Source organism: Bradyrhizobium sp. SHOUNA76, from assembly GCF_023006445.1.
In the GTDB taxonomy this organism is placed as follows: domain Bacteria; phylum Pseudomonadota; class Alphaproteobacteria; order Rhizobiales; family Xanthobacteraceae; genus Bradyrhizobium.
Map to the genome: position 1 here is coordinate 1 of NZ_JALBHA010000028.1, position 25654 is coordinate 25654.

Consider the following 25654-nt stretch of genomic DNA (forward strand, 5'->3'; position numbering starts at 1 on the left):
CGTCGTGCTGCGTAGCGACCTCGTCCGCAAACGGATGTTCGGGGTCGAGGACACCCACCGCCTGCCGCCGTCCGCCTACACGCCGGAGCACGCAGCGCGCATCTACGCCACGCTGGTTCAGTATGCCGGACGGGTGCTGGCGCAAGGCCATTCGGCGATCATCGACGGCGTGTTCGCCCGCGAGGACGAACGGGACGCGATCGCCGCACTGGCGCAGGAGCGCAACGTGCCGCTGAACGGCTTATTCCTCGTTGCCGACCTCGCGACCCGGCAGACGCGGATTGGAAGCCGCCGGGGAGACGCATCCGACGCCACGCAAGAGGTTGCCGCGCTGCAGGAGCAATATAATATCGGCCATATCGGCTGGGCGACCATCGATGCATCCGGGACACAGGAGCAAACGCTCCAGAACTGCCGGGACGCGATCGCCGAGGGGCAAATAAGGCAATCTGATTGACGCGGGCAAGGATGTCGCGACCCACCACAAGCTCGACGGCGGCCAGGCATGCCAAGCCGGCAACGCGGCGCAATGCGCTGCCTGCCCGCCTCAGCCCCGGCATGGCCTGCGACACCGCGTTCCGGATCATCGCGCGCCGTCACCTCGATGCCGTCCTCGCCCAGCATGACGGCACCTGCCGCGGCGATCCCGACGCGCTGCACCAGATCCGGATCGCACTGACGCATCTGCGCACCGCCATCCGCTTCTTCTCGCCGATGGTCGACGACACTCTGCGCCCAAATGTCTGGGCCGAACTGAAATGGCTCAACAGCCAGCTCGGTATGGTGCGGGACCTCGATGTGGCGATCGAGCGGATCGTCGCCGAGAGCGGCGACGAGCTCGCCGTCATTGCCGAGCTCCAGCACTGGGACGAGAAACGCACCGAAAGCCACCGCCTGCTGGCGCGCGCACTGCAATCCGCGCGGTATCGCCGCCTTGTCGAGCAGACCTCGACCTGGATCGAAAGCGGCCCCTGGTCGACCCGGCGCAGCAAGGAAGCCATTCGACTGCGCCGCTGCACGCTCGCCGATCACGCGTCGGAGCGGCTGACCGAGTGGGAGACCAAGCTGCTCAAGAAAGCGCGAAAACTCCGCAAGCTCGACGTCGAGAAACGCCACAAGCTGCGGCTTCTCAACAAGCGGATGACCTATTCGATCGAGTCGCTCCAGGATCTGTTCGGCGGGGAATCACTGACGAAACAGAAGTCCATCCTCAAGAAATTGCGCAAGGCGCAACGCTCGCTCGGACAATTGAACGACGATGCGCGAGGACAAGCGCTTGCAGCGTCGTTGAACGGCGCCGGCCTCGATGCGAGCAATCGCTTCCTCAACCGCAAGCGGGAAAAGAAGCTGTTGCGGACGGCGTCAGCGGCCTACCGGAAGCTGGACAAGACTAAGCCCTTCCGTTCCGCGGACCTCGCGCCGAGTTCCGAGCCCGAAGTTTAGGTGTGGACGTAGTCCCCCGGCGCATCGGGCAGGCCGGGAGAGTCTCCGATTCCGATCGGCGGCGGATCGCTCGGCGCGCCAGAACGTGCCGCCAGCCAATTGGTCCATTCCGGCCACCACGACCCTTCAACGTGCGGAGCCAGCTTCAGCCATTCGTCTGCACCAACGTAGGGCGCGTCCTCGGCTTTGGTCAGCACCTGATAGCTGTGGCCCGGCTCCTCCGGAGGCGCAACGACACCGGCATTGTGGCCGCCGCTGGTCAACAGGAATGTCACGTCGGCGTCGACCTGATAGTGGATCTTGTAGACGGATCGCCACGGCGCCACGTGATCGGCGAGCGTGCCGGCCACGAACATCGGCGCGTGAATATCGGACAGCGAAATGCTCCTGCCCCCGACGTGGTATCGCCCCCCGGCAAGATCGTTGTCGAGGAATAGCTTGCGCAGATATTCCGAATGCATGCGATAAGGCAGCCGCGTTGCGTCCGCATTCCAGGCCATCAGATCGTTCAGTGGCGCGCCCTCGCCCATCAGATAGTCGTGCGACAGCCGCGACCAGATCAGTTCGTTGGAGCGCAACAGCTGGAAGGCGCCGGCCATCTGCGTCGTGTCGAGATAGCCACGCTGCCACATCATGTCTTCGAGAAACGCGACCTGACTCTCATTGATGAAGAGCGTCAGCTCTCCGGCCTCGGTGAAGTCGGTCTGGGCCGCAAGAAGAGTGATGGTGCCGAACCGGTTGTCACCATCGCGCTCCATCGCAGCGGCAGCGATCGACAGCAATGTGCCGCCCAGACAATAGCCGAGCGCATGGGTCTTCCGGACCGGCATGATCAAGCCGATCATGTCTAGCGCCGCCATGACGCCCAGCCTGCGATAATCGTCGAAGGCGAGATCACGATCCCTTGCATCGGGGTTACGCCAGGAGATCGCGAACACGGTGAAACCTTGACCGGTCAGGTATTTGACCAGCGAATTCCGGGGCGCGAGATCAAGGATGTAGTATTTCATGATCCAGGCCGGCACGATCAGGATCGGTTCGGGTCGGACCTGCGCGGTAGCAGGAGAGTACTGAATCAGCTCGATCAGCTCGTTGCGATAGACGACCTTGCCGGGCGACGCCGCCACCGTCTTGCCGACCACGAACTGCGCGTCATCCGCCGACCTCGAGTTGGAGGGCAGGCGCATCAGGTCGCTGCACCAGTTCTGCCATCCGAAAACGAAATTCTCCCCGCCGCTCAGGAATGCCTTCTCCAGAACCTTTGGATTGGTCGCGACGAAATTCGACGGCGCCAGCATGTCGAGCGTCTGGCGCATCGAGAACTCGACGATGGCTTCGTTGGCGTGCGACACGCCGCGCACGCCGGTCGTGGCATCGCGCCACCACCGCTCTCCGAGCAGAAATGCCTGCGCCAGCAGATTGAACGGCGCGGCCTCCCATTGCGGTCCACTGAAGCGGCGATCCCGGTCCTGCGGCTGGATCACAGACCACGGCTTCTGCTCCGGCGACGCTGCGTGCACGACCGCCTCCGCCAACCGGCCGGCGTCGCGCAGAATGTTGCGGGAAATCTCCATCTGGCGCTGCGGCGCCGCGGCGAGATGCGAACTCCAATCGAGCCAGGCCAGCGACAGAGCCAGCGGTGAAATGCCGCCCGTGAACCGCGCCAGCATCGCGTGGAACGCGCGGTCGAGAGGATATGGCTCCGATGCAGGCAGAGGATCGGCGGCGGCCGGCATTCCTGCAAGCTTTTCGGGGCTGACCGTCGAGGCTGCGGGAGCAGCGGCGGGATTGACGGGGAGAACCTGCACCGCCGGCTCTTCGGCCCGTGGAAATATCTGCACGACGCTCATGGCTCAATGTTCCCGAGGACTTTTGTTCTGTGTCGGCGGCAGGATATGGCGCGGCTTCGCATAAGCGTTGAGCTGCATCAAATCCGGGCAAGGATCACAATTGCTTCATCGGAACGGCAGGCTTCGTCCGATTGACCTGAGTCAAACTGCCGCCCGGCCTCCGCGCTAATTTTCGCGCATCGAAATTCGACAAGCCAGCGGAGTTGTCCATGCGCGCCCACCAGATCATGACCCGGTCGGTCATCTCGGTTAACCCCGACACCAGCATCGTCGAGGCGGCGAATATCATGCTGAAGCGGCATGTCAGCGGTCTCACGGTGGTCGACGATACCGGCAAGCTGGTCGGTGTCGTCTCCGAAGGAGATTTCATCCGCCGCAGCGAAATCGGCACCGGGCGCAAGCGCGGACGCTGGCTGCGGTTCATCCTTGGTCCGGGCAAATCCGCCAGCGACTTCGTCCACGAGCACGGCCGCAAGGTCGCGGAGGTGATGACCGATTCGGTCGTGACCATCACGGAGGACACGGCGCTCGCCGAGATCGTCGACCTCATGGAGCGCAATAACGTGAAGCGGCTGCCCGTGGTGCGCGGCGACAAGGTCGTCGGGATCGTATCCCGCGCCAACCTGCTGCAGGCGGTGGCAGGACTCGCCCGCGAAGTGCGGGATCCGACGGCAGACGACGACCACATTCGCAACCGCGTCATCGACACCATGGAGAAGAACGACTGGTGCCCGTTCGGACTGAACGTCATCGTCCGCGACGGCATCGTTCACCTCAGCGGCGTCATCACCGAAGAGCGCACGCGGCAGGCCGCGATCGTCGCAGCGGAGAACGTCGAGGGTGTGAAGAAGGTGCACGACCATCTGTGCTGGGTCGACACCATGTCGGGCATCTATCTGAACTCGCCCGAGGACGACGAGCTCGCCAAGGCTAGCTGAGAAGGCGAGTTGAGCCGAGCTGAGTTAGCGCGGAATGACGGCGGTGGCCTCGATCTCGACGCGCGCCGCCTTTTCCACGAGGCGCACCACCTGCACCAGCGCCATCGCCGGATAGTGCGCGCCGAAGATGGCACGGTAGATCTTGCCGAGCTCCTTCAGGTTGGACAGGTACTCGTCCATGTCGACGACGTACCAGGTCAACCGCACGAGGTGCTCTGGCCGCGCACCGGCCTCGGCCATGATCGCGGCGATGTTGCCCAAGGTCTGGTGCACCTGCGCAACGAAGCCTTCCGCGAGACGCTCTTCGGCATCCCAGCCGATCACCCCGCCGGTGACGACGATGCGGCCCTCGGCGGCCATGCCATTGGCATAGCCCTTCGGCATCGGCCACCCCGACGGCTGGAGCACCTGCACCCGCGAACGGGTGTCATCGTCGGCTGCGGTCGGCAGCACCGCGAGCTGCGGGCCTTTCGGCGTCGTCACGGGCAATTCTCCATCCTTCTCATTCCGCCGCGACGCCCGAGGACGTCACCGCGGCCTGCGCCAGTTGCCGCAGGGCAAAGCGCTTCAATTTTCCGGTCTCGGTCTTCGGCAGTTGCGTCACGAACTCGATGGCGCGTGGATATTTGTACGGCGCAATCTCGCGTTTGACATGCTCCTGCAACTCGGTCACGAGCTGTGCGTCCGGTGTCACGCCGGGCGCCGCGACGACATAGGCCTTCACGATCATGCCGCGCGCCTCGTCCGGGGCGCCGACCACACCGCACTCGGCGACCGCCGGATGCGTGAGCAGTGCCGCCTCGACGTCCGTGCCGGCGATATTGTAGCCGGCCGACACGATCATGTCGTCGGAGCGGGACTGGTACCAAAAATAGCCGTCGCCATCCATCAGATAGGTGTCGCCGGTGATGTTCCAGCCGTTCTGGACGTATTTGCGCTGGCGCTCGTCGGCGAGATAGCGGCAACCGGTCGGCCCGCGCACCGCTAGCTTCCCCATGGTGCCCGGCGGAACGTCACGACCCTCATCATCGACGATCTTGGCTTCATAGCCCGGCACGGGCTTTCCCGTTGCGCCCGGACGGATCTCGTCCTCGGTCGCGCTGATGAAGATGTGCAGCAGCTCGGTCGAGCCGATGCCGTCCATCAGTTTGATGCCGGTGGCCTTGAGCCAGGCATCGAAGGTTGGCTTGGGCAGGGTCTCGCCTGCGGAAACACATTTGCGAAGCGAGGAGATGTCGTGGCCCGGCAGCTTGCCGACCATCGCCCGGTATGCGGTCGGCGCCGTGAAGCAGACCGTCGTCTTGTATTGCTCGATCGCCGCCAGCATGTCGTCCGGCGTCGTCTTCTCCAGCACGACGAAGGAGGCCCCGATATGCATCGGAAACAGCACGCCGCCGAAGCCGAACGTGAACGCGAGCGGCGCCGAGCCGACGAAGCGATCCTTCTGCTCGGCCCGCAAGATATTGCGCGCATAGCCGTCGCAAACCGCGAGCATGTCGCGATGGAAATGCATGGTGCCCTTGGGATCGCCTGTCGTGCCCGACGTGAAAGCGATCAGGCAGACGTCGTCGGAGGCGGTATCGACAGCCCTAAACTCCGCGCTGGCGCCGGCAATCAGCGCTTCGAGCGAGTCCGCCGCGCCATTGCCCCAATAAACGACCCGTCTGAGAGACGGCGCAGCCGCTTTCGCCTTCTCCATTTCTTCGGCAAGCTTGCCGTCGCACAGCGCCAGCGCAATCTCCGCCTTCTGGATCGGATAGGACAGCTCCTTGGCGCGGAGCAGCGGCATCGTTGCCACGACGATGCCGCCGGCCTTGATGACCGCGAGATAGGTCGCGACCATCATGGGGTTGTTGGCCGAGCGCAACAGCACGCGCCCGCCGGGAATGAGACCAAGCTCGCCGACCAGCACGTTGGCGATACGGTTCACGAGCGCCTGCAGCTCGCGATAGGTGTAGCTGACGGCGGGGCTGATGACGCAGGGCGCATTGCCATGCCCCTGCTCGACCCAGCGATCGAGGAAATAGCTGACGCAGTTCAATCGGGGCGGATAGCGCAGCTCAGGCCGCGTGAAGATGAACTCGGGCCAGAGTTCGCGCGGCGGCAGATGCTGCTGCGCAAACGTATCGACATGGGCCGTCGCGGCGTTGCCGTCATGCGAGCCCGTCACTTGAACCTTGGCGGCGTTGGCCATCGCACGCTCCTTTCAGCATGGATTGCACCCGGCAGCACGATCTGGAAAACATTTTAGGCTTAAAACAATTTGGCGCAATAGCGGATTTTGGGCATCCCGTGCTTTTTCCTGCGGCAAAAGGGATTGCGCGGCCTGCCGGCCCCGCGCTTACGGCCGGCGGCGCGCGGCCGATTTCTGCGCCGACGCCTTGGTCTTGGCAAGGAGGCGCATCAATTCGCGCACATCCTTCGGCGAGAGGTCGGCGAAGAGATCGGCGATCCAGGTCTCGTGCTCCGCAGCCATCCTGCGGAACTCGGCGCGGCCAAGCTTCGTGAGGCGGATCACCTGGACACGGCGATCCGTCTCCGAGGTACGGCGATCGAGATGGCCGGATTCCACGAGGCGCTCGACGAGACCGGTGACGTTGCCGTTCGACACCATCATGCGCTTGGAGACATCGGACAGCGTCATGCCATCAGGCGCCTTGTCGAGCTGCGCCATCAGATCGAAGCGGGGCAGCGTGACGTCGAACCGCTGCCGCAGCCGGCCGCGAACCTCGCCCTCGATCAGGGTCGTACAGGTCAGGAGGCGCAACCACAGCCGAAGCTCTTCGGCGTGGTCTTCCGGCGTTTCGACGGCCTTGGTCTCGGAATCGAGCATCTCGGTGCAGTCACTCTCGGCGGGCATTGGCGCCGGCACGGATTCCCCAACATTTTGAGCTTCAAATAAATTGAAGCCGGCCGCAAGTCCAAAGCTGCAACAATCGACCGCACGTGAATTTCTTTAGGCTTCAAATAATTGGCGCGACGCTTGCATACGCATGGCCGCTCGGATGGCGACGCCTTGAGCTTGCTTGCCGCGGCAGCCATCATCGGCATAAGCTTGGATCGGAGTACGCGGCCTGCAGCGCTCGCCGATAGTCACGAGGGACAGATCATGAAGATGCAAATGACCTTGGCCGCAGCCACCATGCTGCTTGGCACCACGATGACTCCAGCCCTCGCCGAGGAGAAGATCAAGCTGGGCGTGATCGTGACCCTGTCGGGGCCCGCGGCCGCGCTCGGGCAGCAGGTTCGCGACGGCTTTGCACTTGCTGTGAAGGATCTCGGCAGCAAGATGGGCGGCCGTGACGTCGAGGTCGTCGTGGTCGACGACGAACTGAAGCCGGACGCGGCGGTGACCAAGGTCAAGGGCCTCCTGGAGCGCGACAAGGTCGACTTCGTGATCGGCCCGATTTTCTCCAACATCCTGCAGGCGATCCACCGGCCCGTGACGGAATCGAAGACCTTCCTGATCAGCCCCAATGCCGGCCCGTCGACGTTCGCCGGCAAGGACTGCAACCCCTTCTTCTATGTGACCTCGTATCAGAACGATCAGGTGCACGAGATCCTCGGCAAGGTGGCCCAGGATCGTGGCTACAAGCGCATGTACCTGATGGTGCCGAACTATCAGGCCGGCAAGGATTCGGTGGCGGGATTCAAGCTCGACTACAAGGGCGAGATCGTCGAGGAATCCTACATGCCGCTGAACACGCTGGACTTCCAGCCGGAGTTGTCCAAGATCTCCTCGCAGAAGCCCGATGCCCTCTTCACGTTCATGCCGGGCGGCCTCGGCGTGAATCTGGTCAAGCAATACCGGCAGGCCGGTCTCGCCGACAGCATTCCGGTGCTCTCGGCTTTCACGGTGGATGAATCGACCCTGCCCGCACAGCAGGACGCGGCCGTCGGCATGTTCGGCGGCGCGAACTGGGCGCCCAACCTCGACAATCCCCAGAACAAGAAGTTCGTCGCCTCCTACGAGGCCGCCTATAACGTCGTGCCCGGCACCTACGCCTTCCAGGCGTATGACGCCGCGATGCTGATCGACAGTGCGGTCAAGGCCGTGAAAGGCGACCTCTCGAACAAGGACGCCGTCCGAGCCGCGCTTAAGAAGGCCGACTTCACCTCGCTGCGCGGCGCCTTCAAGTTCAACACCAACGGTTATCCGATCCAGGATTTCTACCTGACCAAGGTTGCCAAGCGTCCGGACGGCAAGTTCCAGACCGAGATCGTCCAGAAGGTCTTCGAAAATTACGGCGACCGCTATGCCAAGGACTGCAACGCGGCGAACTAAGCATGATCCGGAAAAGTGCGCAGCGGTTTTCCGAAAAGATCATGCTCAAACAAATAGCCATGTATCGCGTTACGGGAGGACTGCAATGAAGAGCGAAATCACCGGCATCACGCGGGCCAACGAGGGCATCCAGGGAATCTCCTGGAACATCCTCGGCCAGACCTATGTGCCGAAGAGCTATGCCGAACACAGCTTCTCATGGCACGCGACCTTGCCGCCGGGCACGTTCGTGCCGCCGCACATTCACCCTGACCAGGATGAATATCTCTACATGCTGGAGGGCAAGCTCGACTTCATGCTCGGCAATTCGGAGTCGCAGGCAACCGCCGGGGACCTGATCCGCCTCGGCATGGGCGTGCCGCATGGCATCTTCAACAAGTCGGAGCAGACCGCGAAAGTGCTGTTCTGGGTCTCGCCGAGTCGTAAGCTGTTCGACCTGTTCTGGGGCCTTCACAACATGAAGGAGCAGAAGCCGGAGGACGTCGTGGCGATGGCGGCCGAGTTCAACATCCACTTCCTGCCGCCGCCTCCCGGCGGCTAGCAGCGCGTCTTACGCACGGACCGCTGCAAGTCCCGGGACGGCGGCGAAGCCTGCCTTGGTGGCATAGCCGCGTACGATGGCTTCGCGCTGGGAATAGCTCAGGACGTTGTCGACATTGTCGAATCCATCTGGCGCGAGCTGCTCGACGGCGTCGATGACGCCCTCGGGACCGCCGCGCCGGTTGGAGCGGACGATGTCGGCCGTCATCGGCAGACGCTTCTTCTCGTATTCGAGCAGCGCCTGGCGCGGATGCTCGGCGCGCACCAGCGCGTCCGCAAGGCAGCGCGCATCGAGGATCGCCTGTGACGCGCCATTGGAGCCGACCGGATACATCGGATGCGCGGCGTCGCCGAGCAGCGTGACGCGCCCGGACGACCAACAGGGTAAGGGATCGCGGTCGCAGGTCGGATATTCGTAGAATTCGGGCGTCGCCGAGATCAGGCTCTTCACGTCGACATAGGGCACGGAGAAGCGCGCGACATGCGGCATCAGTTCCTCGCGGCGGCCCGGCCGCGACCAGTCTTCTTTCCGCGGCGGCGGCGCGTTGCCCTCGCCCACCTTCACCAGCACGGCCCAATTGGTCAGGCGGCTCGCCGGGCTCGATCCCTCCGCGATCGGATAGATCACCACCTTGGCATTGAGGCCGCCGGCCACGATCATCGATTTGCCGGTGAGGAACAGCGGCCAGTCGCGCGCACCGCGCCATAGCATCAGGCCGTTCCAGCACGGTGGGCCCTCGTTCGGGAACAACGTCTCCCGGACGCGGGAATGGATACCGTCGGCGCCGATCAGGATATCGCCGCGCGCGGTGTGAATGTGCGCGCCCGCACGGTCAAAGAAATAGGCGGTGACGCCGCCCTCGTCCTGCGTAAACGCACCGAGCCGGCAGCCCGTGTGAATCGCCTCCTGACCGAGCCGTTCCTCGACGGCGCGATGGATGACGCCCTGGAGGCGGCCGCGATGGATCGAGAATTGCGGCACGTCGTGGCCGGCGTCGATGCCGCGGGCTTCGCGCCAGACCTCCTGGCCGTGGCGGTTGAGATAATAGAGCTGATCGGTGCGGATCGCGACGTCGTCGAGCTTCTGCAACAGGCCGAGACCTGCGAGCTCACGCATGGCATGCGGCAGCGTGTTGATCCCGACGCCGAGCTCGCGAATGGTGTCGGCCTGCTCGAAGATCTCACAATCCAGGCCGCGCGAGCGCAGCATCAATGCCGTGGTGAGACCACCGATACCGCCACCGATGATAATCGCCTTCATCGCCCAAACTCCACTCGAAACACAGGCAATGGGTTAACGTCGCACGGGCGGTCACTCCGCCGCAAGCGGCTTTGTCGCCTCCGCCTTGAGCTCGGCCCGGGTCTTGGGCTTAGCCTTAATGCGCAGCTCGTCGAGGTCCTGCCGGTCGCGGACGCTGTTGCGGAAAATTTGCTCTTTTCCCGGCAGATATTGTAGCGGACAGAACGCGTCGTTTGCCCCGTACCAGGCCGCCGCCTTCATGGTGAAGAACGGGTCGACCAGATGCGGGCGGCCGAGCGCGACGAGATCTGCCCGGCCGGCGGCCAGGACGGTGTTGGCCTGATCCGCCGTCGTGATGTTGCCGACGCACATCGTGGCGACACGCGCCTCGTTGCGGACCTGATCCGAGAACGGTGTCTGGAACATGCGCCCATAGATCGGCTGCGCGTCGCGGACGGTCTGCCCCGTCGAGACGTCGACGAGATCGACACCGGCTTCGGCGAAGGCGCGCGCGATCGCCACCGCGTCATCGCCGGTGATGCCGCCGTCGGCCCAGTCGGTCGCGGAAATGCGCACCGACATCGGCTTGTGCGACGGCCACACCGCCCGTAGCGCCTCGAAGATCTCGAGCGGGAAACGCAGACGGTTGTCGAGCGAGCCGCCATATTCGTCCGTGCGGCTGTTCGTCAGCGGCGAGATGAAGCTCGCGAGCAGATAGCCGTGGGCGCAGTGCAGCTCCAGCATATCGAAGCCGCAGCGCTGGCCGCGCTCGGCCGCCGCGACGAAAGCATCCCTCACCGCGTTCATGCCGGCACGATCGAGCTCGCGCGGCACCTGACTGTCGGGAAAATAGGGCAGCGGCGATGCCGAGAACACTTCCCAGCCGCCATCTTCCAGTGGCCGGTCCATCCCGTCCCACATCAGCTTGGTCGCGCCTTTGCGGCCGGCGTGGCCGAGTTGCAGGCAGATTTTCGCGGCCGAATTGCCGTGGACGAACTCCACGATGCGCCGCCAGGCGGCCTCCTGCTCGTTATTCCAAAGACCGGCGCAGCCGGGCGTGATGCGGGCATCGCGGCTCACGCAGGTCATCTCGGTGAAGATCAGCCCGGCGCCGCCAATCGCGCGCGAGCCATAATGCACCAGGTGGAAATCGGTCGGCACGCCTTCCTTGGCCGAATACATGCACATCGGCGACACCACGGCGCGATTGGCGAGCGTCATCTCGCGCAAGCGGAACGGCTGGAACAGCGGCACCATCGGACGGTCAGTGTCGACATCGAAGCCGCTGCCGCGCACCTGTCTGGCGAACGACTTGTCGACCTCTGCCACGAAATCCGGCGCGCGCAGCTTGAGATTGTCATAGGTGATCGCCTTCGAGCGCGTCATCACGCCAAAGGCAAATTGCACGGGATCAAAATTCCAGAAGCGATCGACGTGCTCGAACCAGACCAGCGAGACGTCGGCGGCGTGCTGTGTCTTCTCGACCTCCTCACGGCGGCCATGTTCATAGAGATCGAGCGCCGCCTTGGTGCTCGGCGCGTTCTGCATGGCTTCGGCTAGCGCAATCGCGTCTTCCATCGCGAGCTTGGTGCCGGAGCCGATCGAAAAATGCGCGCTCGCCTTGGCATCGCCAAGCAGCACCATGTTGTCCTTGACCCAGCGCTTGCTGCGGATCATCGGGAAATTGCGCCACATCGAACGGTTGGTGAGCAGCTTGTGCCCTTCGAGGAACCAACCAAAAATCTCGGCCATCCGCGCGGCGGACTGCGTCTCGTCCAGCCCTGTCAGGCCGGCCCGCTCGAAGGTCTCAGGGTCGGTCTCGAAGATCCAGGTCGAGTGTCCGGCCTCATACTGATAGGCGTGGGCGATGAACGGGCCCCACTCGGTCTCCTGGAAGATGAAGGTGAAGGCGTCGAGCGGCCTGGTCGAGCCCATCCAGGCGAACTTGTTGGAGCGGACGTCGACCTCCGGCTGGAAATGGTCGACATATTTCTCGCGGAAGCGGCTGTTGATGCCGTCGGCGATCAGCACGAGATCGGCATCGGCGAAGCGGGATTCGTCCTCGACGTCCACCTCGAAGTGCAGGACGACGCCAAGCTCGCGGGCCCGCTCCTGGAGGATCAGAAGCAGCTTGCGCCGCGAGCAGCCGCAAAAGCCGTTACCGCCGACCCGGTGGACGGTCCCGCGAAAATGCACCGCGATGTCGTCCCAATAGGCGAATTCCTGGGTAATGCGGCGGTAGCTCGGAAGATCGTGCTTTTCGAAATTGTCCAGCGTGGCGTCGGAGAACACCACGCCGAAACCGAACGTGTCGTCGGCCCGGTTGCGTTCATACACCGCGATGTCGGCGCTCGGGCGCTGCTTCTTGAGCAGGATCGCAGCGTAGAGACCCGCGGGTCCGCCACCGATGATCGCGACTTTCATGGGAGCCTCGCCAATTCACCCGGCCATGAAACTATTTTAAGCCTAAAATAATTTCGCGCAAGTCCCCTTGCTGGCGGTACCGGGGAAAGTCACCCGCTCAATCGCCCCTGAAGACCGGCTTGACCTTGTTGGCGAAAGCCTCGAAAGCGCGCGTGAAATCGGCCGTCGTCATGCACAGCGCTTGGGCGACGGCTTCCGCCTCGATCGCCTCCTCCACCGACATTGCCCATTCCATCGCCAGCATCCGCTTGGTCATGGTGTTGGCAAAGGTCGGCCCTTCCGCGACCTGCTTGGCCAGCAGTTGCGCCTGGGTCAGCACCTGCTCCGGCGTCACGATGCGGCTGAAGAAGCCCCAGCGCTCGCCCTCCTCCGCGGTCATGAACCGCCCGGTGTAGAGCAGCTCGGAAGCGCGCGACTGTCCGATGATCCGCGGAAGAATTGCGCAGGCGCCCATGTCGCAACCGGCGAGGCCCACCTTGTTGAACAGGAACGCGACCTTGGCCCCGCTCGCTGCGAGGCGCATGTCCGATGCCATGGCAACGATCGCGCCGGCCCCGGCACAGATGCCCTCGACCGCAGCCACGATCGGCTGCGGGCAGGCCCGCATCGCCTTGACGAGGTCACCCGTCATCCGCGTGAAGGCGGTCAGCCCCTTGGTGTCCATCTTCACCAGCGGACCGATGATCTCGAACACATCGCCACCGGACGAGAAATTACCGCCGGCGCCGGTTACGACGATGGACTTGACCTCGTCGTCGAAGGCGCAAGCGCGGAAGAAATCGGTCAGTTCCCGGTAGCTTTCGAATGTCAGCGGATTCTTTCGTTCGGGCCGATTGAGCGTGACCGTCGCAACGCCGTCGACCACCGCCAGCAGGAAGTGCTGCGGCGAATAGTCCGCGAGCGGAATGGTGACGGGATTTGCTGGTCTGCTCATGCGATCTCCTTGGCTTCCTTGTTCCGCACCTGCGCCAGGCACGCTAGACCTCGCCCCCGGCCACGGCAATCGCCTGCCCCGTGATCGCGCCGGCGCCCTCGCCGCACAACCAAAGAACCGCGTCTGCCACCTCCTGAGGCGTGATCAGGCGTCCTTGCGGATTGTGCTTGGCGAGCTCTGCGATCGCCTGCTCGCGGCTACGCCCCGTCTTGCTCATGATGTTCTCGATGCTGCCGGCGACGAGATCCGTGTCCGTGAAGCCGGGACACACCGCGTTCACGGTGACATTGCTGCCAGCCATCTCGAGGGCGAGGGAACGCACCAGACCGATCACGGCGTGCTTGGCCGCGCTGTACGCGCTGACATAGGCATAGCCCTTCAGTCCCGCCGTCGACGCGACCGCAACAATACGGCCATAAGGACGGCCCTTCATGCCCGGCAACACAGCGCGGACGGCGTGGACCACGCCCATGAAATTGACATCCATCATGCGCGTGAAGAGAGCGGTGTCCGACTTCGCGAATGGCGCCGATTCAGCGCTGCCAGCGTTGGCAATGAGAATATCGATCGGCTGCCGCGCGCTCGCCTCGGCAATGGCTGCCTTCAATGACGCCTCGTCCGAAACGTCGGCGACGGCCGCAAAATGCGCGGCGCCGGCGTCGACCGCCTCTGTGAGAGTCGCTGCATTCCGGCCAAGCACGGTCACGGTGGCCCCGGCACCGACGAGAGAGGCCGCGATCGCGCGGCCGATGCCGCGACCTCCACCTGTCACCAGCGCGTGCGGCGAGTGCGGCAATCCGGACATGCGCTGGCTCCCTCGGATCTCGTGATCGTTGCTCCCTATATTTTAACCTTCAAATTTTTGCAACGAAAGCGGCCGTCGCCGCCCCGACATCACGGCACGAGAGGCGGCCCGAAAATTGCTTTAAGTATAAAATTATTGCTTCCCATCCCCCACAGGCCTGTTAGCATCACAGCGCCGAGCAAAAGGATGTCGCGTGTCGCAGCCTGCGCCAATGATAACAAAGGACGGACGCTTCGCCTATGAAGCCGCGGGCGATCCGAACGCGACACCTCTGATCTTCCTGCATGGCATCGGCGGCGCTGCGCGAGCCTGGCGGCGCCAGCTTGCCACATTCGGGAGCCGCTTCCGTGCCATCGCGTGGGATATGCCGGGCTATGGCGGATCGGCGCCGCTTGCCAGCGTCAGCATCGCTGCCCTGGCGCAGGCGCTCCAGCAATTCATCGAGCAACTCGGGGCAACCAGCCCCATTCTCGTCGGCCACTCGATCGGCGGCATGATCGTCCAGAAATGGCTGGTACAGTCCCCGAAACTGGCTCGCGCGGTCGTGCTGGCGCAGACCAGCCCCGCCTTCGGCAAGGCCGACGGAGACTGGCAGAAATCATTCCTCGCGGCGCGGCTCGGGCCGCTCGATCGCGGGGAGACGATGAAGTCGCTGGCACCTTCTCTGGTGAAGGAGCTGGTCGGCGACGATCCCGATCCGGACGGGATGGACGTCGCACGCGAGTGCATGGCAAGCGTGCCCGAGGCAAGCTATCGCGCCATGATGCTGGCTCTCATCGGCTTCGATCAGCGCAGCACACTCAAGGATATTTCCGTCCCGACGCTGCTGCTGTCCGGGTCCAAGGACAACAACGCGCCGGCGCCGATGATGGCGAAAACGGCGAGCTACATCCCCTCCGCCGAATATGTCGAACTGCCCGGCGTCGGCCATCTCGCCAACCTCGAGCGTCCCGATGCCTTCGACGAAGCGCTTGGCCGCTTCCTGAATTCCGTTACGACCAAAGCGTAAGGTGACTACGCGATGACCATGCAAGTCAGCAAGACCATCGGCGCGAGTAACAAGGTCGCGCTGGATGCGCCGATCTTCGATCCCGTCGCATTCCGCCTGAACGACGAGCAGGCCGGCATCATCGCACGCGCCCGCGAGATCGGCCAGAGCGTGTTCGCCGCTCGCGCCGCCACTTACGATCGCGAGGCGATCTTTCCGGTTGAGAACTACCGCGACCTTCACCGCGTCGGCCTGCTTGGCATCGCCGTTCCCAAGAAACACGGCGGGCTCGGCGCGAACTACCAGACATACGCCTTGGCGGCGGCCGAAATCGGCCGCTATTGCGGTGCGACCGCGCTGACCTGGAACATGCATGTCTGCTCGACCCTGTGGTCAGGCCCGCTCGCCGACGATCTCGACATGGACGCCGAAACCCGGGCGGAGCACGAGCGGCGTCGTGCGGTCCATTACAAGCGCATCGTCGATGACGGCGCGATCTATTCGCAGCCTTTCTCGGAGGGTGGTGCGGCCGCCGCTGGCGGCGTCGCGTTCGGCACGGAAGCAAAACCCGTGGAAGGCGGCTGGATCGTCAACGGCAAGAAGATCTTTGCATCGCTCTCCGGCCATGCCGACTATTACGGCGTGCTCTGCACCGAGATCGAGGAAGGCGAGAAGGCGTCGCGCCGCAACACGCTCTATCTCGCCATCTCCGCCCAATCGGACGGCGTCTCGGTCGTCGGCGACTGGGATCCGCTCGGCATGCGCGGTACGGTTTCGCGGACGCTTCTGTTCAAGGACGTGTTCGTGCCGGCTGATTCTGCGCTGATGCCGCGCGGCGTCTATTTCCAGGCTGCAATGCGCTGGCCGCACATGTTCCTGACGTTGTCGCCGACCTATATGGGCCTGGCGCAAGCCGCCTATGATTTCACCGTGCGATACTTGCGCGGCGAAGTGCCGGGCATGCCGCCGGTCAAGCGGCGGATGTACCCGACCAAGCAGATCGCGGTCGCGCAGATGCAGATCAAGCTCGAACAGATCAAGGCGATCTGGTTCCAAGCCGTCACCGAGGCCTGCGCCAATCCGAGCAAGGAGCAGGTGCTACGGGCCTATGCCGCGCAATATTCGGTGATGGAGGGTGCCAACGAACTCGCCGCGCTCGCGATCCGCACCTGCGGCGGTCAGGCCATGCTTCGCTCGCTGCCGCTGGAGCGGATCTATCGCGACAGCCGCTGCGGCTCGCTGATGCTGCCCTGGACCGCCGAATTGTGCCTCGACCGGATCGGACGCGAGGCGCTGTACGAGGCCGGCGAGACGGACGACTGATTGTGGACCTTTGCAGTCTGATCGATCGCAACGCGGCGTTCGCGCCAGACAAGACGGCCATTGCCTTCGAAAGGGAACGGCTGAGCTATGCGGCGTTCGCCGCGCGCATCGAGCGGACCGCGACGGCGTTGAAGCAAGAGCTCGGCGTCGGCCGCGGCGACCGCGTCGCCATCCTCAGTCTGAACCGGCCGGACTATCTGGTTCTGCTTTATGCCTGCGCGCGGCTTGGCGCGATGCTGGTGCCGATGAACTGGCGCCTCGCCGTCGCCGAACAACTCTTCATTCTCAATGATGCGGGCGCCAAGGTGCTGGTGCTCGAGCAGGCCTTTGAGGGCGTTATTTCCGAGCTTGGGCGGACCGCGCCGGGGACGGCGATCGTCGGCCTCGACTTTGCGCCGCCTCGCGGCACGACATTAGAAAGCCTGCTGACGCGCAGCGACGGCACCAGCCGCAACCCGCACACCGATCTCTCCTGCCCGCTGCTCATCGTCTACACATCAGGGACAACCGGGCGGCCGAAAGGCGCGGTGCTGCGCCAGGAGGCGCTGTTCTGGAACGGCGTCATGAGCCAGCACATGCACAACATGACGGCCGATGACCACGTGCTGACCGTGCTGCCATTCTTCCACGTCGGCGGCCTCAATATCCAGACGACACCGGCGCTGCAGCTTGGCGCGACCGTCACGGTCCACGCGCGTTTTGCGCCGGAAACTGCCCTTGCGGCCATCGAACAGGAACGGCCGACGCTCACCGTGATGGTACCTGCGATCATCCAGGCGGTGAGCGAGCATCCCGCCTGGGCGACCGCGGATCTTTCGTCGCTCAAGGCCGTCGCCACCGGCTCGACCATCGTGCCTCCGCACCTGATCGAGCGTTTCCTCGCCCGCGACGTCCCGGTGCTTCAGGTCTACGGTTCGACGGAAACCTGCCCCATCGCGGTCTATACGCGGCTCGGCGGCGATCTTTCGCGCGCGGGATCGACCGGCCTCGCCGGCCTGTGCTGCGAAGCGAAGGTGATCGATCACGCAGGCAGCGAGGTGCCGCCGGGCACGCCGGGCGAGATCGCGGTGCGCGGGGCCAACGTGTTCTTCGAATATTGGGGTAACGATGCCGCCACGCGCGACGCATTGCACGACGGCTGGTATCGCACCGGCGATATCGGCTTGTGCGACGCCGACGGCTATTTCTGGGTGCGCGACCGCAAGAAGAACATGATCATTTCGGGGGGCGAGAACGTTTACCCGGCGGAGGTCGAGCGCGTCCTGCTCGAGCACCCCGATGTCAGCGAATGCGCCGTGATCGGTCGGCCGGACCCGCGCTGGGACGAGGTGCCGATCGCCTATGTCATCCCCCGATCCGGCTGCCGGCTCGAAGCGAACGAACTGACAGCCCATCTCCAGGCGCAACTCGCCCGCTACAAGGTGCCGCGCGACATCGTCTTCGTTACCGACCTGCCGCGCACGGCGCTGGGCAAGGTCCAGCATTTCCTGCTGAAGCAACTTGATGCGCAGTCCGGCGCGCAAGGAGAAGCATCTTGAAGATTGCGGTTCTCGGTGGGGGAAACGGCTCTTTCGCGGCTGCAGGCGATTTTGCGCTGTCGGGGCATGAGGTCCGGCTGTGGCGCCGCGATGCCGATCAGGTCGCCGCGCATCGCGCCGCGGGCTCGCGCATCCTGGTGAGGGATCACAACGGCCGCCACGACGTGACGCTCGCGCTGGTCACGACCGATATCGCCGAGGCCGTCGATGGCACGGAGCTGATCCTGTGCCCCGCTCCTGCCTTCGCGCAAGCAGATATCGCTCGCCTGCTCGCGCCGCATTTGCGGGACGGCCAGGTCGTATTCTTGCCGCCGGCGACATTCGGCTCAATGATCTTCGCGCAGGCTGCGCGGGATGCCGGGAACCAGGCCAAGGCGAGCTTTGCCGAAACCGGCACACTGCCATGGCTCACCCGCAAGCACGGACCATTCGAGGTCGCGATCACCATTCGCGCCAAGCGGCTTCCGGTCGGTGTGTTCCCGCTCGATCAGGTGCCCCATGCACTTGAAGTCATCGGACGCGCTTTCCCGGACGTAATCGAACCGTGTGGAGACGCGCTGTCCGGAGCGCTGATGAATGCAGGACCCATCATCCACCCGCCGTTGATTGTGATGAACGCCGGTCCAATCGAGCATTTCGAGCGCTGGGACATTCACAAGGAAGGTACGCAGGGCGCGATCCGCCGGGTCACGGATGCACTCGACGCCGAAAGGATCGCCGTGCGCGAGGCGCTCGGGTATGGCGCGCCGCATTTCCCGCTCGCTCATCACTACGCCAGGGAAGGCGAGATCTGGATGTATGGCCGCGGGTCACACGACCGGCTGACCGAATCCGGCGACTGGCGTGAACGAATCGTGCTGACCGAGCACCGCTACATGCGTGAGGATTTGCGGCTTGGGTTGTCTCTGCTGGTGTCCGTCGCCGGCCTGGCTGGCGTGCCCACACCCCTGGCCAAAGCGTTCCTGTCGATCGGCGGCGCGGTCTGCGGCGAGGATTTTGCGCGAGGTGGCCGAACGCTGAAGACGCTGGGGCTCGACAATCTCAGCAAGGCTGAATTGCAGACGCTGCTTCGCAATGGATTCTGATCGATGACCAATCGCGTCAATATCGCCTGTCTGGGGGCCGGCCGCATGGGGCGCGGCATCGCCGTCGCGTTCGCTTATGCGGGACACAGGGTCACGATGATCGACGTCAAGCTACGTTCCGCGGAGGAGTTCGCCAAGCTGGAAGCGGACGCGCTGGGCGAAGTCGGCAAGACCTTTGCCAGCCTGTCGAAGCTGGGACTGCTGACCGAAGCGGATGTCGATCCGCTGATCGCGCGGGTCTCGGTGGTGTCGGCCGGCGAAAGCGGTGAAGCGCTATCCGACGCCGGGATCGTCTTCGAGGGCGTCCCTGAAGTCGTCGAACTCAAGCGCGAGGTGCTGGGAGAAGCCTCAAGGCAGGTCCGCGCAGACACGATCATCGCCTCGACGACGTCGACCATTCTCGTCGACGATCTATCCGGCGCGATCGTGAATCCCCGCCGCTTCCTCAACGTGCACTGGCTCAACCCGGCCTATCTGATTCCGCTGGTCGAGGTTTCGCCCGGCAAAGCCACCGATCCCGCCATTATCGACGAAGTCAAAGCTCTGCTCGAAGGCATCGGCAAGATGCCGGTCGTCTGCGCGGCAACGCCCGGCTTCATCGTTCCGCGCATCCAGGCGCTCGCGATGAACGAGGCCGCGCGCATGGTCGAGGAAGGCGTCGCCAGCGCCGAGGAAATCGACAAGGCGATCCGCTACGGCTTCGGCTTCCGCTACGCCGTACTCGGACTGCTCGAATTCATCGACTGGGGTGGCGGCGACATCCTGTACTACGCGAGCCGGTATCTCGAAGGCGCGCTCGGCAGCGAGCGCTATCGAGCGCCGGACGTCATTTCCCGCAATATGCACGAAGGCCGGATCGGCCTGCGCACGGGCGCAGGCTTTCTCGACTATTCCGGCATGGACGTCGACGCCTATCGCGCGAAGCGGCTGCAGGCGATGGTCGATCTGCTTCGTCACTTCGGACTGGCGCGCCCCCCGGTGCTCGACAGCAACTAGCCAAAGACGTCCTGGAGCACGCCCTCCCGGACCACGGCAACGCCGTCGAGCTCGATCGTCGTCCCCATCATCGGCAGGTCGAAATGCCCGGCCGTGTAGCGGCCGGCGAATTCGTTCGCGCCGGTCGAGAACAGGAAATTGCCGGAGACGGCGCGAATCTCGGTACCGTTGGTGTCGCGCTGGTCATACATCGACAGCGCTTCATAGCGCGCACCGGGGTTCATGCCAAAGCCGACATGCGAGACGGCGTAGGCCTCACGATCGCCCCAGGCGGCAAGATAGGCGCGCATCATCGCGGCATCCGTGCCCTCGCCTTCCAGCTCGACGACATAGTCGTCCTTCAAGGTCATCTTCACGGGCGACGTCAGGTAGCGCTTGAAGGTGAGATTGATGTCCCCGGGCGCCATCACCAGCGTGCCATTGATCGTTCCGCTCTTGGGAAAGCTGACGACGATGCCACCCGGCCAATGCGCCAGCGTGCCGGGCTTGTCGGTCCAGCCCCACACGCCGACAGTGGACGCGCCGACCATATCGACATCGAGCGCCGTGCCCGCCTTCGACGTCACCCGCATCCGCTTGGTCCCGCGCAACATCTTGGCCGCTGCACGAACACGCTTCTCAAGCGCGGAATCCGGCACCATCCTCTCCAGCGCTTCGGGATGCTCGTTGGAGATCACCAGGATCCGCGCGCCGGCCTTCAATATCTCGGGCGTCTCCACCGCGTGCATCAGGCCCTCAAGGGTGCAATCCACCACAAAGCCGGCCTGCTGCAGCGCGGTGATGACCGGGCCAAGGCGCTGGATCGCCTCGCTCGCGCCCGTCGAGCGCACCGGCACGATATTGCGGTTGCGCGGTGTCGGCATCACCACATGAAACGGCCGCGCGCCCATCCGCAGCAGCGCGAGTTCAGCCAGATGCACGTTCAGCGCACGCGATTGGGTTTCCGAGAGGATCGCCGCGGTATCGCCGGCCTTGACGGCGCAGCGTTCAAAGATCTCGCAAAATGCGTCGATCCATTTTGCCTCGATGCGATCAGCCAGCATGGTGTTCACTCCCGGTCGTCTGGTTTCTTCTTGGTCAGTTCACGCTTCGGGAAAGCCCCGTAGCAGATACGTGCGCAGCGCCCCGAGCAGGCCGTTCAGGATCAACCCCAGCAGCGAGATCGTGATCAGCGGCACGAACATGTCGACGGCCTGGAAGGTTCGCGCCGCGGTCACGAGCGCGTGCCCCAACCCGTCTGTCGACGTGATCATCTCGGCCAGAAACACCACGATGCAGGAAATGACAAGCCCGATCCGGCATCCAGTCAGGATCGACGGCATCGCCGCCGGCAGCACCACCTTGAAGAGGATTTCGGTGCGTGGCGTTCCCGCCGCCATCGCCGACCAGATCAGCTTCTGTTCGACGGTCGACGCGCCGTAGTAGGTGGACAATAGAATAGGGAAAAGTGCATCGGCAGCCACCAATGTGATCTTCGACCCGTGGCCGAAGCCGAGCAAAAGCAGGAGTGCCGGATAGAGCGCAACCTTGGGCAGTGGCGCCAATACGCGAACGATCGGCCGAACCACGGCGTTGATGGCGGGACTGGCGGCGGCGGCAATGCCGATACTGACACCCAGCACGACCGCAATCGCGAACCCTGCAAACAGCCGGATCAGTGTTGCCGCGATCTCCTGCTGAAACGTCCACGTCACGAGTTGCTGGAGCAGCCGGCTGAAGACGAAGCCCGGCGGCGGCAGCAGGACCGCGGGCGCGAAGCCGAACGACACCAGGCCTTGCCACAACGCGACGATCAGCACGATCGGGGCAATCCCAAGAAGGACGTTTGCGGAGAGAAAGCGCGACATCACGAGAAGCTCAGCGGCATGTCGAACTGAGGCTCGGACCAGCGCACCAGTCTGGCACGAACCCTTTCGAAAATCGCGTCGATGCAGATTCCCATCGCACCCACGATGATGATCATCGCAAAGACGGTATCATACTGGCCCATGTCGAGCGCATTGAACAGGATGTTGCCGGCGCCCGACTGACGGGCGATCATCTCGCTGGTGATCATCGTGATCAGCGCCAGCACCAATCCAGTGCGGCATCCAGTCAGGATTTCCGGCAGCGCCGCGGGTAACACGATGCGCACCAGGCGTTGTGCGGGTGAAAGCCCCATCGCGGCTCCCGACCACAGCATCTTCTCTTCGACCGCCTTTGCGCCTTCAAAGCTGTGATAAATCACGGGGAGGCTGACGCCCAGGAAGATCACCAATGTCTTGGTGACGTCGCCGACGCCCAGCCAAAGCATGATGATCGGCATCAAGGCGGCCTTCGGCACCGGATAAATCACCATCAAGAGTGGATTGAAAAAAGCAGCAACGCCCCGGCTGCGCCCCATCAGCAGGCCCAGCGGAATCGAAACCAGCACCGCCACACCGAGCCCGATCGCCATGCGGCGAAGCGAGGCCAGGATGTTGATCAGCGATTCTTTATCGCCGAGGATATCGGGAATTGCCCGGATTGCCTCGATGGCCGTCGGGAAGCTGTCGTTCTTCAGCGCAAGCGAGGCGACCTGCCACACCGCCAGCAATCCGATGCAGGCCAGCACCGGAGCGCCCCGTCTGATCAAGGCGGCCGGCGACATCATGAGATAGGACCGCCTTCGTCGTCTTCATCGAACATTCGCTCGATGTCGACGACGTACTTCTGATAACCCGGGTCGAGCAACAGCTCGTTGCGGCGGCGCGGACGCGGCAGATCGATGTCGATCACTTGCCGGATGCGGCCGGGCGATTTCGACATCATCACGACCTTGTCGGAGAGAAAGACGGCCTCGTCGACCGAATGGGTGACAAACAACACCGTTTTGCGGTCACGCTCCCAGATGTTGAGAAGATCGTTCTGCAGGCGCGTCCTCGTGTGCGCGTCGAGCGCACCGAACGGTTCGTCCATCAGCAGGACCTCAGGATGGTAGGCGAGCGTCCGCGCCAGCGCGACGCGCTGCTTCATGCCGCCCGACAATTCCTTGGGGTAGAAATTCTCAAAGCCCTTGAGGCCGACCATCTCGATCAAGGTCCGGCTCTGCGCTTCCGCCTCGGCGGCGCGTACACCTTGCTGCCGCGGGCCGTACATCACATTGCCCAGCACGGTCTTCCAGGGGAACAGGGCAAACTCCTGGAACACCGGTCCGCGATCCGGACCAGGCCCCGTGATCGCATGGCCCTTGATCTTCGCCGTGCCGTTGGTCGGGCTGACAAAACCGCCGACGATATAAAGCAGTGTCGACTTGCCGCAACCGGACGGACCAAGGATGGAGACGAAGGCTCCCTCCTCGATCGTCAGCGAGATGTCCGAAAGCGCCACATGATCCTTGCGCGCCGATGTCTGAAAGACCTGCGAGACGCGGTCGATCTCGATGATCGCAGAAGCCGGCTCTCGTGATGTCACCGGTCTCACCCATTCGCTCGATCTCGCAGGCACTACCGTCATCCCGTCGCTCGCCTCACCGTGAGGCACGGGCTTAGCAAGAAGCCTGCCAGACAGGCGATCGTTTTCGCACCTGTGCGATGCGTCATTCGAACCACGGCCATTCTGCCGGGCCTTGATGCGTAACAGCTCCGCCGGGCGCCTGCCCAACCAGTCGCGCATATTTAGCAAGCGCACCTGCACGATGACGCGGCGGACGCTGCTTCCAATCCCGACGCCGCGCGCTGAGTTCCTGCTCATCGAGCAGCAGATCCATCCGCCGGTTTGGCGCATCAATCCGGATCCTGTCACCGTCGCGGACGAGCGCCAGCGGACCGCCGACAAATGCTTCGGGAGCCACGTAGCCGATGCACATGCCGCGGGTCGCGCCGGAGAACCGTCCATCGGTGATCAGCGCCACCTTTTCGCCCATGCCCTGCCCGTAGATCAGCGCAGTGACGCCGAGCATCTCACGCATGCCGGGGCCGCCGACCGGCCCCTCATTGCGGATCACGAGAACCTCGCCTGCCTTGTAGCTGCGATCACGAACAGCTTTGACGCAAGCTTCCTCATCTTCGAACACGCGCGCGACGCCTTCGAAGAACTGGCTCTTCAGACCAGCGACCTTGATCACCGCGCCATCGGGGCAGAGATTTCCCTTCAGAACCGCGACGCCTCCGTCAGGCATGATCGGCGCGCTAGACGCGTAAACCACCTCCCCGTCCGGCGCGTTCGCCGCGCCGTATTCTTCAGCAAGCGTGCGGCCCGTAATGGTGATGCAGCTACCATCAATACGACCGCTCGCGATCAGCTCTCGAATGACCACAGCGGCGCCGCCGATGTCGTAGACGTCCTTTGCCGTGTATTTGCCACCGGGCCGCAGATTTCCGATCAGCGGCGTCCGGGCAAAGACCTCGCCCACATCGTCGATCCCGAATGCAATGCCGGCTTCGTTCGCGATTGCCGGCAGATGCAGCGCGGCGTTGGTCGAGCCGCCCGTCGCCGCAACGATCGCCGCGCCGTTCTCGAGGGATTTCCGCGTCACGATGTCGCGAGGCAACGGCCCGCCGCGTTCCAGCATCCCCATGATCAAGCGTCCAGCGCGCCGCGAGATCTGCGCGCGCTCGGCATAGACTCCGGGCACCATCGAGACGTTGGGGATGGTCAGTCCCATCGCCTCCGAGACCATTCCCATGGTATTCGCGGTGAACTGACCGGCGCACGCGCCGATCGTCGGCAGGCAGGCGCGCTCGATCCGCTCGAGCGTGGCGCCGTCGATCTCTCCGGTCATGAAGCTGCCGACGGCCTCATAGGAGTCGAGCACCGTCAGCGTACGCCCATCAACGCGGCCCGGCAGCGAGCTGCCGCCATAGATGAAGATAGACGGCACGTTGCAACGAACCATGCCCATCATCACGCCGGGAAGTGTCTTGTCGCATCCGCCGTATCCGATCAGCGCGTCATAAGCCAGACCATGAACGACGGCCTCGATCGAGTCGGCGATCAGTTCACGCGAAAACAGCGAGAACTTCATTCCCTCGTGGTTCATGCTGATGCCGTCGGAAACCGACACGGTCGAGAATTCGCGGGGTGTGCCGCCGGCCTCCTCGATGCCGGTCTTGGCAGCGGCCACCTGGAAGTCGTGGGTCATATTGCAGGGCGTCTGCTCGCCCTTCATGCTGACGACGCCCACCATCGGCTTCGCAATCGCAGCGTCGTCGAGCCCCATTGCACGCATGAAGGCCCGGTGCGGGGCCCGGTCGAGGCCGTCTGTCGTGACTCGCGATCGCAACTTCTTCATACGTGCATCTTTTC

Annotated in this window: 24 protein-coding genes; 11 read left to right on the top strand and 13 right to left on the bottom strand. The window is 63.9% G+C overall.

The features are described from left to right. Window positions 1–457: AAA family ATPase (locus MOV74_RS06385; protein ID WP_246919078.1), on the top strand; the 457-nt coding region annotated here is incomplete at its 5' end. A gap of 11 nt (window positions 458–468) precedes the next feature. After that, window positions 469–1443: a CHAD domain-containing protein gene (locus MOV74_RS06390; RefSeq protein WP_246919079.1), complete on the top strand. Its 975-nt coding sequence runs from the start codon at window positions 469–471 to the stop codon at window positions 1441–1443. Here the strand turns inward: MOV74_RS06390 and MOV74_RS06395 are convergent. Then, window positions 1440–3293 carry an alpha/beta hydrolase gene (locus MOV74_RS06395; RefSeq protein WP_246919080.1) on the bottom strand — a complete coding sequence of 618 codons (1854 nt, stop codon included), beginning with the start codon at window positions 3291–3293 and terminating at the stop codon, window positions 1440–1442. The genes MOV74_RS06390 and MOV74_RS06395 overlap by 4 nt on opposite strands. A 209-nt stretch (window positions 3294–3502) precedes the next feature. Between MOV74_RS06395 and MOV74_RS06400 the strand changes: the two genes are divergently transcribed. Next, complete coding sequence (locus MOV74_RS06400) at window positions 3503–4231, top strand: CBS domain-containing protein (RefSeq protein ID WP_246919081.1); 729 nt, start codon at window positions 3503–3505, stop codon at window positions 4229–4231. Window positions 4232–4255: 24 nt separating this feature from the next. Here MOV74_RS06400 and MOV74_RS06405 read toward each other — a convergent pair whose 3' ends face one another. The 3 genes from MOV74_RS06405 to MOV74_RS06415 all read right to left on the bottom strand — a co-directional run bounded on the left by MOV74_RS06405 (window position 4256) and on the right by MOV74_RS06415 (window position 7091). Continuing rightward, the gene (locus tag MOV74_RS06405) at window positions 4256–4714 is read right to left on the bottom strand and encodes a RidA family protein (RefSeq protein ID WP_246919082.1); all 459 of its coding nucleotides are present in this window, start codon (window positions 4712–4714) and stop codon (window positions 4256–4258) included. Window positions 4715–4733: 19 nt separating this feature from the next. Further along, complete coding sequence (locus MOV74_RS06410; protein ID WP_246919083.1) at window positions 4734–6425, bottom strand: benzoate-CoA ligase family protein; 1692 nt, start codon at window positions 6423–6425, stop codon at window positions 4734–4736. A gap of 147 nt (window positions 6426–6572) precedes the next feature. Beyond that, the gene (locus tag MOV74_RS06415) at window positions 6573–7091 is read right to left on the bottom strand and encodes a MarR family winged helix-turn-helix transcriptional regulator (RefSeq protein WP_246919084.1); all 519 of its coding nucleotides are present in this window, start codon (window positions 7089–7091) and stop codon (window positions 6573–6575) included. Between the two features lie 249 nt (window positions 7092–7340). Between MOV74_RS06415 and MOV74_RS06420 the strand changes: the two genes are divergently transcribed. Continuing rightward, complete coding sequence (locus MOV74_RS06420; protein WP_246919085.1) at window positions 7341–8516, top strand: ABC transporter substrate-binding protein; 1176 nt, start codon at window positions 7341–7343, stop codon at window positions 8514–8516. 85 nt (window positions 8517–8601) lie between these two features. Continuing rightward, the gene (locus tag MOV74_RS06425; protein WP_246919086.1) at window positions 8602–9057 is read left to right on the top strand and encodes a cupin domain-containing protein; all 456 of its coding nucleotides are present in this window, start codon (window positions 8602–8604) and stop codon (window positions 9055–9057) included. Window positions 9058–9066: 9 nt separating this feature from the next. Here MOV74_RS06425 and MOV74_RS06430 read toward each other — a convergent pair whose 3' ends face one another. From MOV74_RS06430 to MOV74_RS06445, 4 genes are all read right to left on the bottom strand, one after another. Then, window positions 9067–10317, bottom strand: coding sequence for a flavin-dependent oxidoreductase (locus MOV74_RS06430; RefSeq protein ID WP_246919087.1), 1251 nt, complete (start codon window positions 10315–10317; stop codon window positions 9067–9069). A gap of 51 nt (window positions 10318–10368) precedes the next feature. After that, a complete protein-coding gene (locus MOV74_RS06435) occupies window positions 10369–12720 on the bottom strand; it encodes a bifunctional salicylyl-CoA 5-hydroxylase/oxidoreductase (protein WP_246919088.1) in 2352 nt (783 codons plus the stop codon). Between the two features lie 97 nt (window positions 12721–12817). Continuing rightward, window positions 12818–13654 (bottom strand): enoyl-CoA hydratase family protein, encoded by an 837-nt coding sequence (locus tag MOV74_RS06440; protein ID WP_246919089.1) that lies wholly within the window; start codon window positions 13652–13654, stop codon window positions 12818–12820. A gap of 43 nt (window positions 13655–13697) precedes the next feature. After that, on the bottom strand, window positions 13698–14459 hold the full coding sequence (locus MOV74_RS06445; RefSeq protein ID WP_246919090.1) for an SDR family NAD(P)-dependent oxidoreductase: 762 nt from the start codon (window positions 14457–14459) through the stop codon (window positions 13698–13700). Between the two features lie 211 nt (window positions 14460–14670). On the opposite strand from MOV74_RS06445, the gene MOV74_RS06450 reads away from it, so the two are divergent. The 5 genes from MOV74_RS06450 to MOV74_RS06470 are packed head-to-tail and all read left to right on the top strand — an operon-like array spanning window position 14671 to window position 20389. Then, window positions 14671–15468 carry an alpha/beta fold hydrolase gene (locus tag MOV74_RS06450; protein ID WP_246919091.1) on the top strand — a complete coding sequence of 266 codons (798 nt, stop codon included), beginning with the start codon at window positions 14671–14673 and terminating at the stop codon, window positions 15466–15468. A gap of 12 nt (window positions 15469–15480) precedes the next feature. Continuing rightward, the gene (locus tag MOV74_RS06455) at window positions 15481–16770 is read left to right on the top strand and encodes an acyl-CoA dehydrogenase family protein (RefSeq protein WP_246919093.1); all 1290 of its coding nucleotides are present in this window, start codon (window positions 15481–15483) and stop codon (window positions 16768–16770) included. A gap of 2 nt (window positions 16771–16772) precedes the next feature. Then, entirely contained in the window at window positions 16773–18308 is a 1536-nt protein-coding gene (locus MOV74_RS06460; protein ID WP_246919095.1) for a class I adenylate-forming enzyme family protein, read from the top strand. Continuing rightward, window positions 18305–19393, top strand: coding sequence for an NAD/NADP-dependent octopine/nopaline dehydrogenase family protein (locus MOV74_RS06465; protein ID WP_246919097.1), 1089 nt, complete (start codon window positions 18305–18307; stop codon window positions 19391–19393). Before MOV74_RS06460 ends, MOV74_RS06465 begins: the two co-directional genes overlap by 4 nt. Window positions 19394–19396: 3 nt before the next feature. Continuing rightward, complete coding sequence (locus MOV74_RS06470; protein WP_246919099.1) at window positions 19397–20389, top strand: 3-hydroxybutyryl-CoA dehydrogenase; 993 nt, start codon at window positions 19397–19399, stop codon at window positions 20387–20389. Here the strand turns inward: MOV74_RS06470 and MOV74_RS06475 are convergent. Genes MOV74_RS06475 through MOV74_RS06485 form a run of 3 tightly spaced genes read right to left on the bottom strand, consistent with a single transcriptional unit; the run spans window position 20386 to window position 22955 of the window. After that, a complete protein-coding gene (locus MOV74_RS06475) occupies window positions 20386–21432 on the bottom strand; it encodes a peptidase M29 (protein ID WP_246919102.1) in 1047 nt (348 codons plus the stop codon). The two genes, MOV74_RS06470 and MOV74_RS06475, sit on opposite strands and share 4 nt — an antisense overlap. Window positions 21433–21471: 39 nt before the next feature. After that, complete coding sequence (locus MOV74_RS06480; protein WP_246919104.1) at window positions 21472–22236, bottom strand: ABC transporter permease; 765 nt, start codon at window positions 22234–22236, stop codon at window positions 21472–21474. Beyond that, entirely contained in the window at window positions 22236–22955 is a 720-nt protein-coding gene (locus MOV74_RS06485; RefSeq protein WP_246919129.1) for an ABC transporter permease, read from the bottom strand. Before MOV74_RS06485 ends, MOV74_RS06480 begins: the two co-directional genes overlap by 1 nt. Here MOV74_RS06485 and MOV74_RS40780 point away from each other — a divergent pair. Beyond that, the gene (locus MOV74_RS40780; protein WP_258719511.1) at window positions 22903–23028 is read left to right on the top strand and encodes a hypothetical protein; all 126 of its coding nucleotides are present in this window, start codon (window positions 22903–22905) and stop codon (window positions 23026–23028) included. The two genes, MOV74_RS06485 and MOV74_RS40780, sit on opposite strands and share 53 nt — an antisense overlap. Here MOV74_RS40780 and MOV74_RS06490 read toward each other — a convergent pair. Then, entirely contained in the window at window positions 23018–23863 is an 846-nt protein-coding gene (locus tag MOV74_RS06490; protein WP_246919106.1) for an ABC transporter ATP-binding protein, read from the bottom strand. The two genes, MOV74_RS40780 and MOV74_RS06490, sit on opposite strands and share 11 nt — an antisense overlap. Window positions 23864–23945: 82 nt before the next feature. After that, the gene (gene ilvD / locus MOV74_RS06495; protein WP_246919108.1) at window positions 23946–25640 is read right to left on the bottom strand and encodes a dihydroxy-acid dehydratase; all 1695 of its coding nucleotides are present in this window, start codon (window positions 25638–25640) and stop codon (window positions 23946–23948) included. Between the last annotated feature and the right edge of the window lie 14 nt (window positions 25641–25654).

What these genes read in the sequence shown, in the direction of transcription:
- MOV74_RS06490 (WP_246919106.1), bottom strand. Translation starts at nt 23,863, where the DNA reads ATGACGGTAGTGCCTGCGAGATCGAGCGAATGGGTGAGACCGGTGACA.
- MOV74_RS06430 (WP_246919087.1), bottom strand. Translation starts at nt 10,317, where the DNA reads ATGAAGGCGATTATCATCGGTGGCGGTATCGGTGGTCTCACCACGGCA.
- MOV74_RS06415 (WP_246919084.1), bottom strand. Translation starts at nt 7,091, where the DNA reads ATGCCCGCCGAGAGTGACTGCACCGAGATGCTCGATTCCGAGACCAAG.
- MOV74_RS06455 (WP_246919093.1), top strand. Translation starts at nt 15,481, where the DNA reads ATGACCATGCAAGTCAGCAAGACCATCGGCGCGAGTAACAAGGTCGCG.
- MOV74_RS06390 (WP_246919079.1), top strand. Translation starts at nt 469, where the DNA reads ATGTCGCGACCCACCACAAGCTCGACGGCGGCCAGGCATGCCAAGCCG.
- MOV74_RS06425 (WP_246919086.1), top strand. Translation starts at nt 8,602, where the DNA reads ATGAAGAGCGAAATCACCGGCATCACGCGGGCCAACGAGGGCATCCAG.
- MOV74_RS06395 (WP_246919080.1), bottom strand. Translation starts at nt 3,293, where the DNA reads ATGAGCGTCGTGCAGATATTTCCACGGGCCGAAGAGCCGGCGGTGCAG.
- MOV74_RS06450 (WP_246919091.1), top strand. Translation starts at nt 14,671, where the DNA reads ATGATAACAAAGGACGGACGCTTCGCCTATGAAGCCGCGGGCGATCCG.
- MOV74_RS40780 (WP_258719511.1), top strand. Translation starts at nt 22,903, where the DNA reads ATGGCCGTCGGGAAGCTGTCGTTCTTCAGCGCAAGCGAGGCGACCTGC.
- ilvD (WP_246919108.1), bottom strand. Translation starts at nt 25,640, where the DNA reads ATGAAGAAGTTGCGATCGCGAGTCACGACAGACGGCCTCGACCGGGCC.
- MOV74_RS06440 (WP_246919089.1), bottom strand. Translation starts at nt 13,654, where the DNA reads ATGAGCAGACCAGCAAATCCCGTCACCATTCCGCTCGCGGACTATTCG.
- MOV74_RS06480 (WP_246919104.1), bottom strand. Translation starts at nt 22,236, where the DNA reads ATGTCGCGCTTTCTCTCCGCAAACGTCCTTCTTGGGATTGCCCCGATC.
- MOV74_RS06470 (WP_246919099.1), top strand. Translation starts at nt 19,397, where the DNA reads ATGACCAATCGCGTCAATATCGCCTGTCTGGGGGCCGGCCGCATGGGG.
- MOV74_RS06410 (WP_246919083.1), bottom strand. Translation starts at nt 6,425, where the DNA reads ATGGCCAACGCCGCCAAGGTTCAAGTGACGGGCTCGCATGACGGCAAC.
- MOV74_RS06435 (WP_246919088.1), bottom strand. Translation starts at nt 12,720, where the DNA reads ATGAAAGTCGCGATCATCGGTGGCGGACCCGCGGGTCTCTACGCTGCG.
- MOV74_RS06400 (WP_246919081.1), top strand. Translation starts at nt 3,503, where the DNA reads ATGCGCGCCCACCAGATCATGACCCGGTCGGTCATCTCGGTTAACCCC.
- MOV74_RS06420 (WP_246919085.1), top strand. Translation starts at nt 7,341, where the DNA reads ATGAAGATGCAAATGACCTTGGCCGCAGCCACCATGCTGCTTGGCACC.
- MOV74_RS06445 (WP_246919090.1), bottom strand. Translation starts at nt 14,459, where the DNA reads ATGTCCGGATTGCCGCACTCGCCGCACGCGCTGGTGACAGGTGGAGGT.
- MOV74_RS06475 (WP_246919102.1), bottom strand. Translation starts at nt 21,432, where the DNA reads ATGCTGGCTGATCGCATCGAGGCAAAATGGATCGACGCATTTTGCGAG.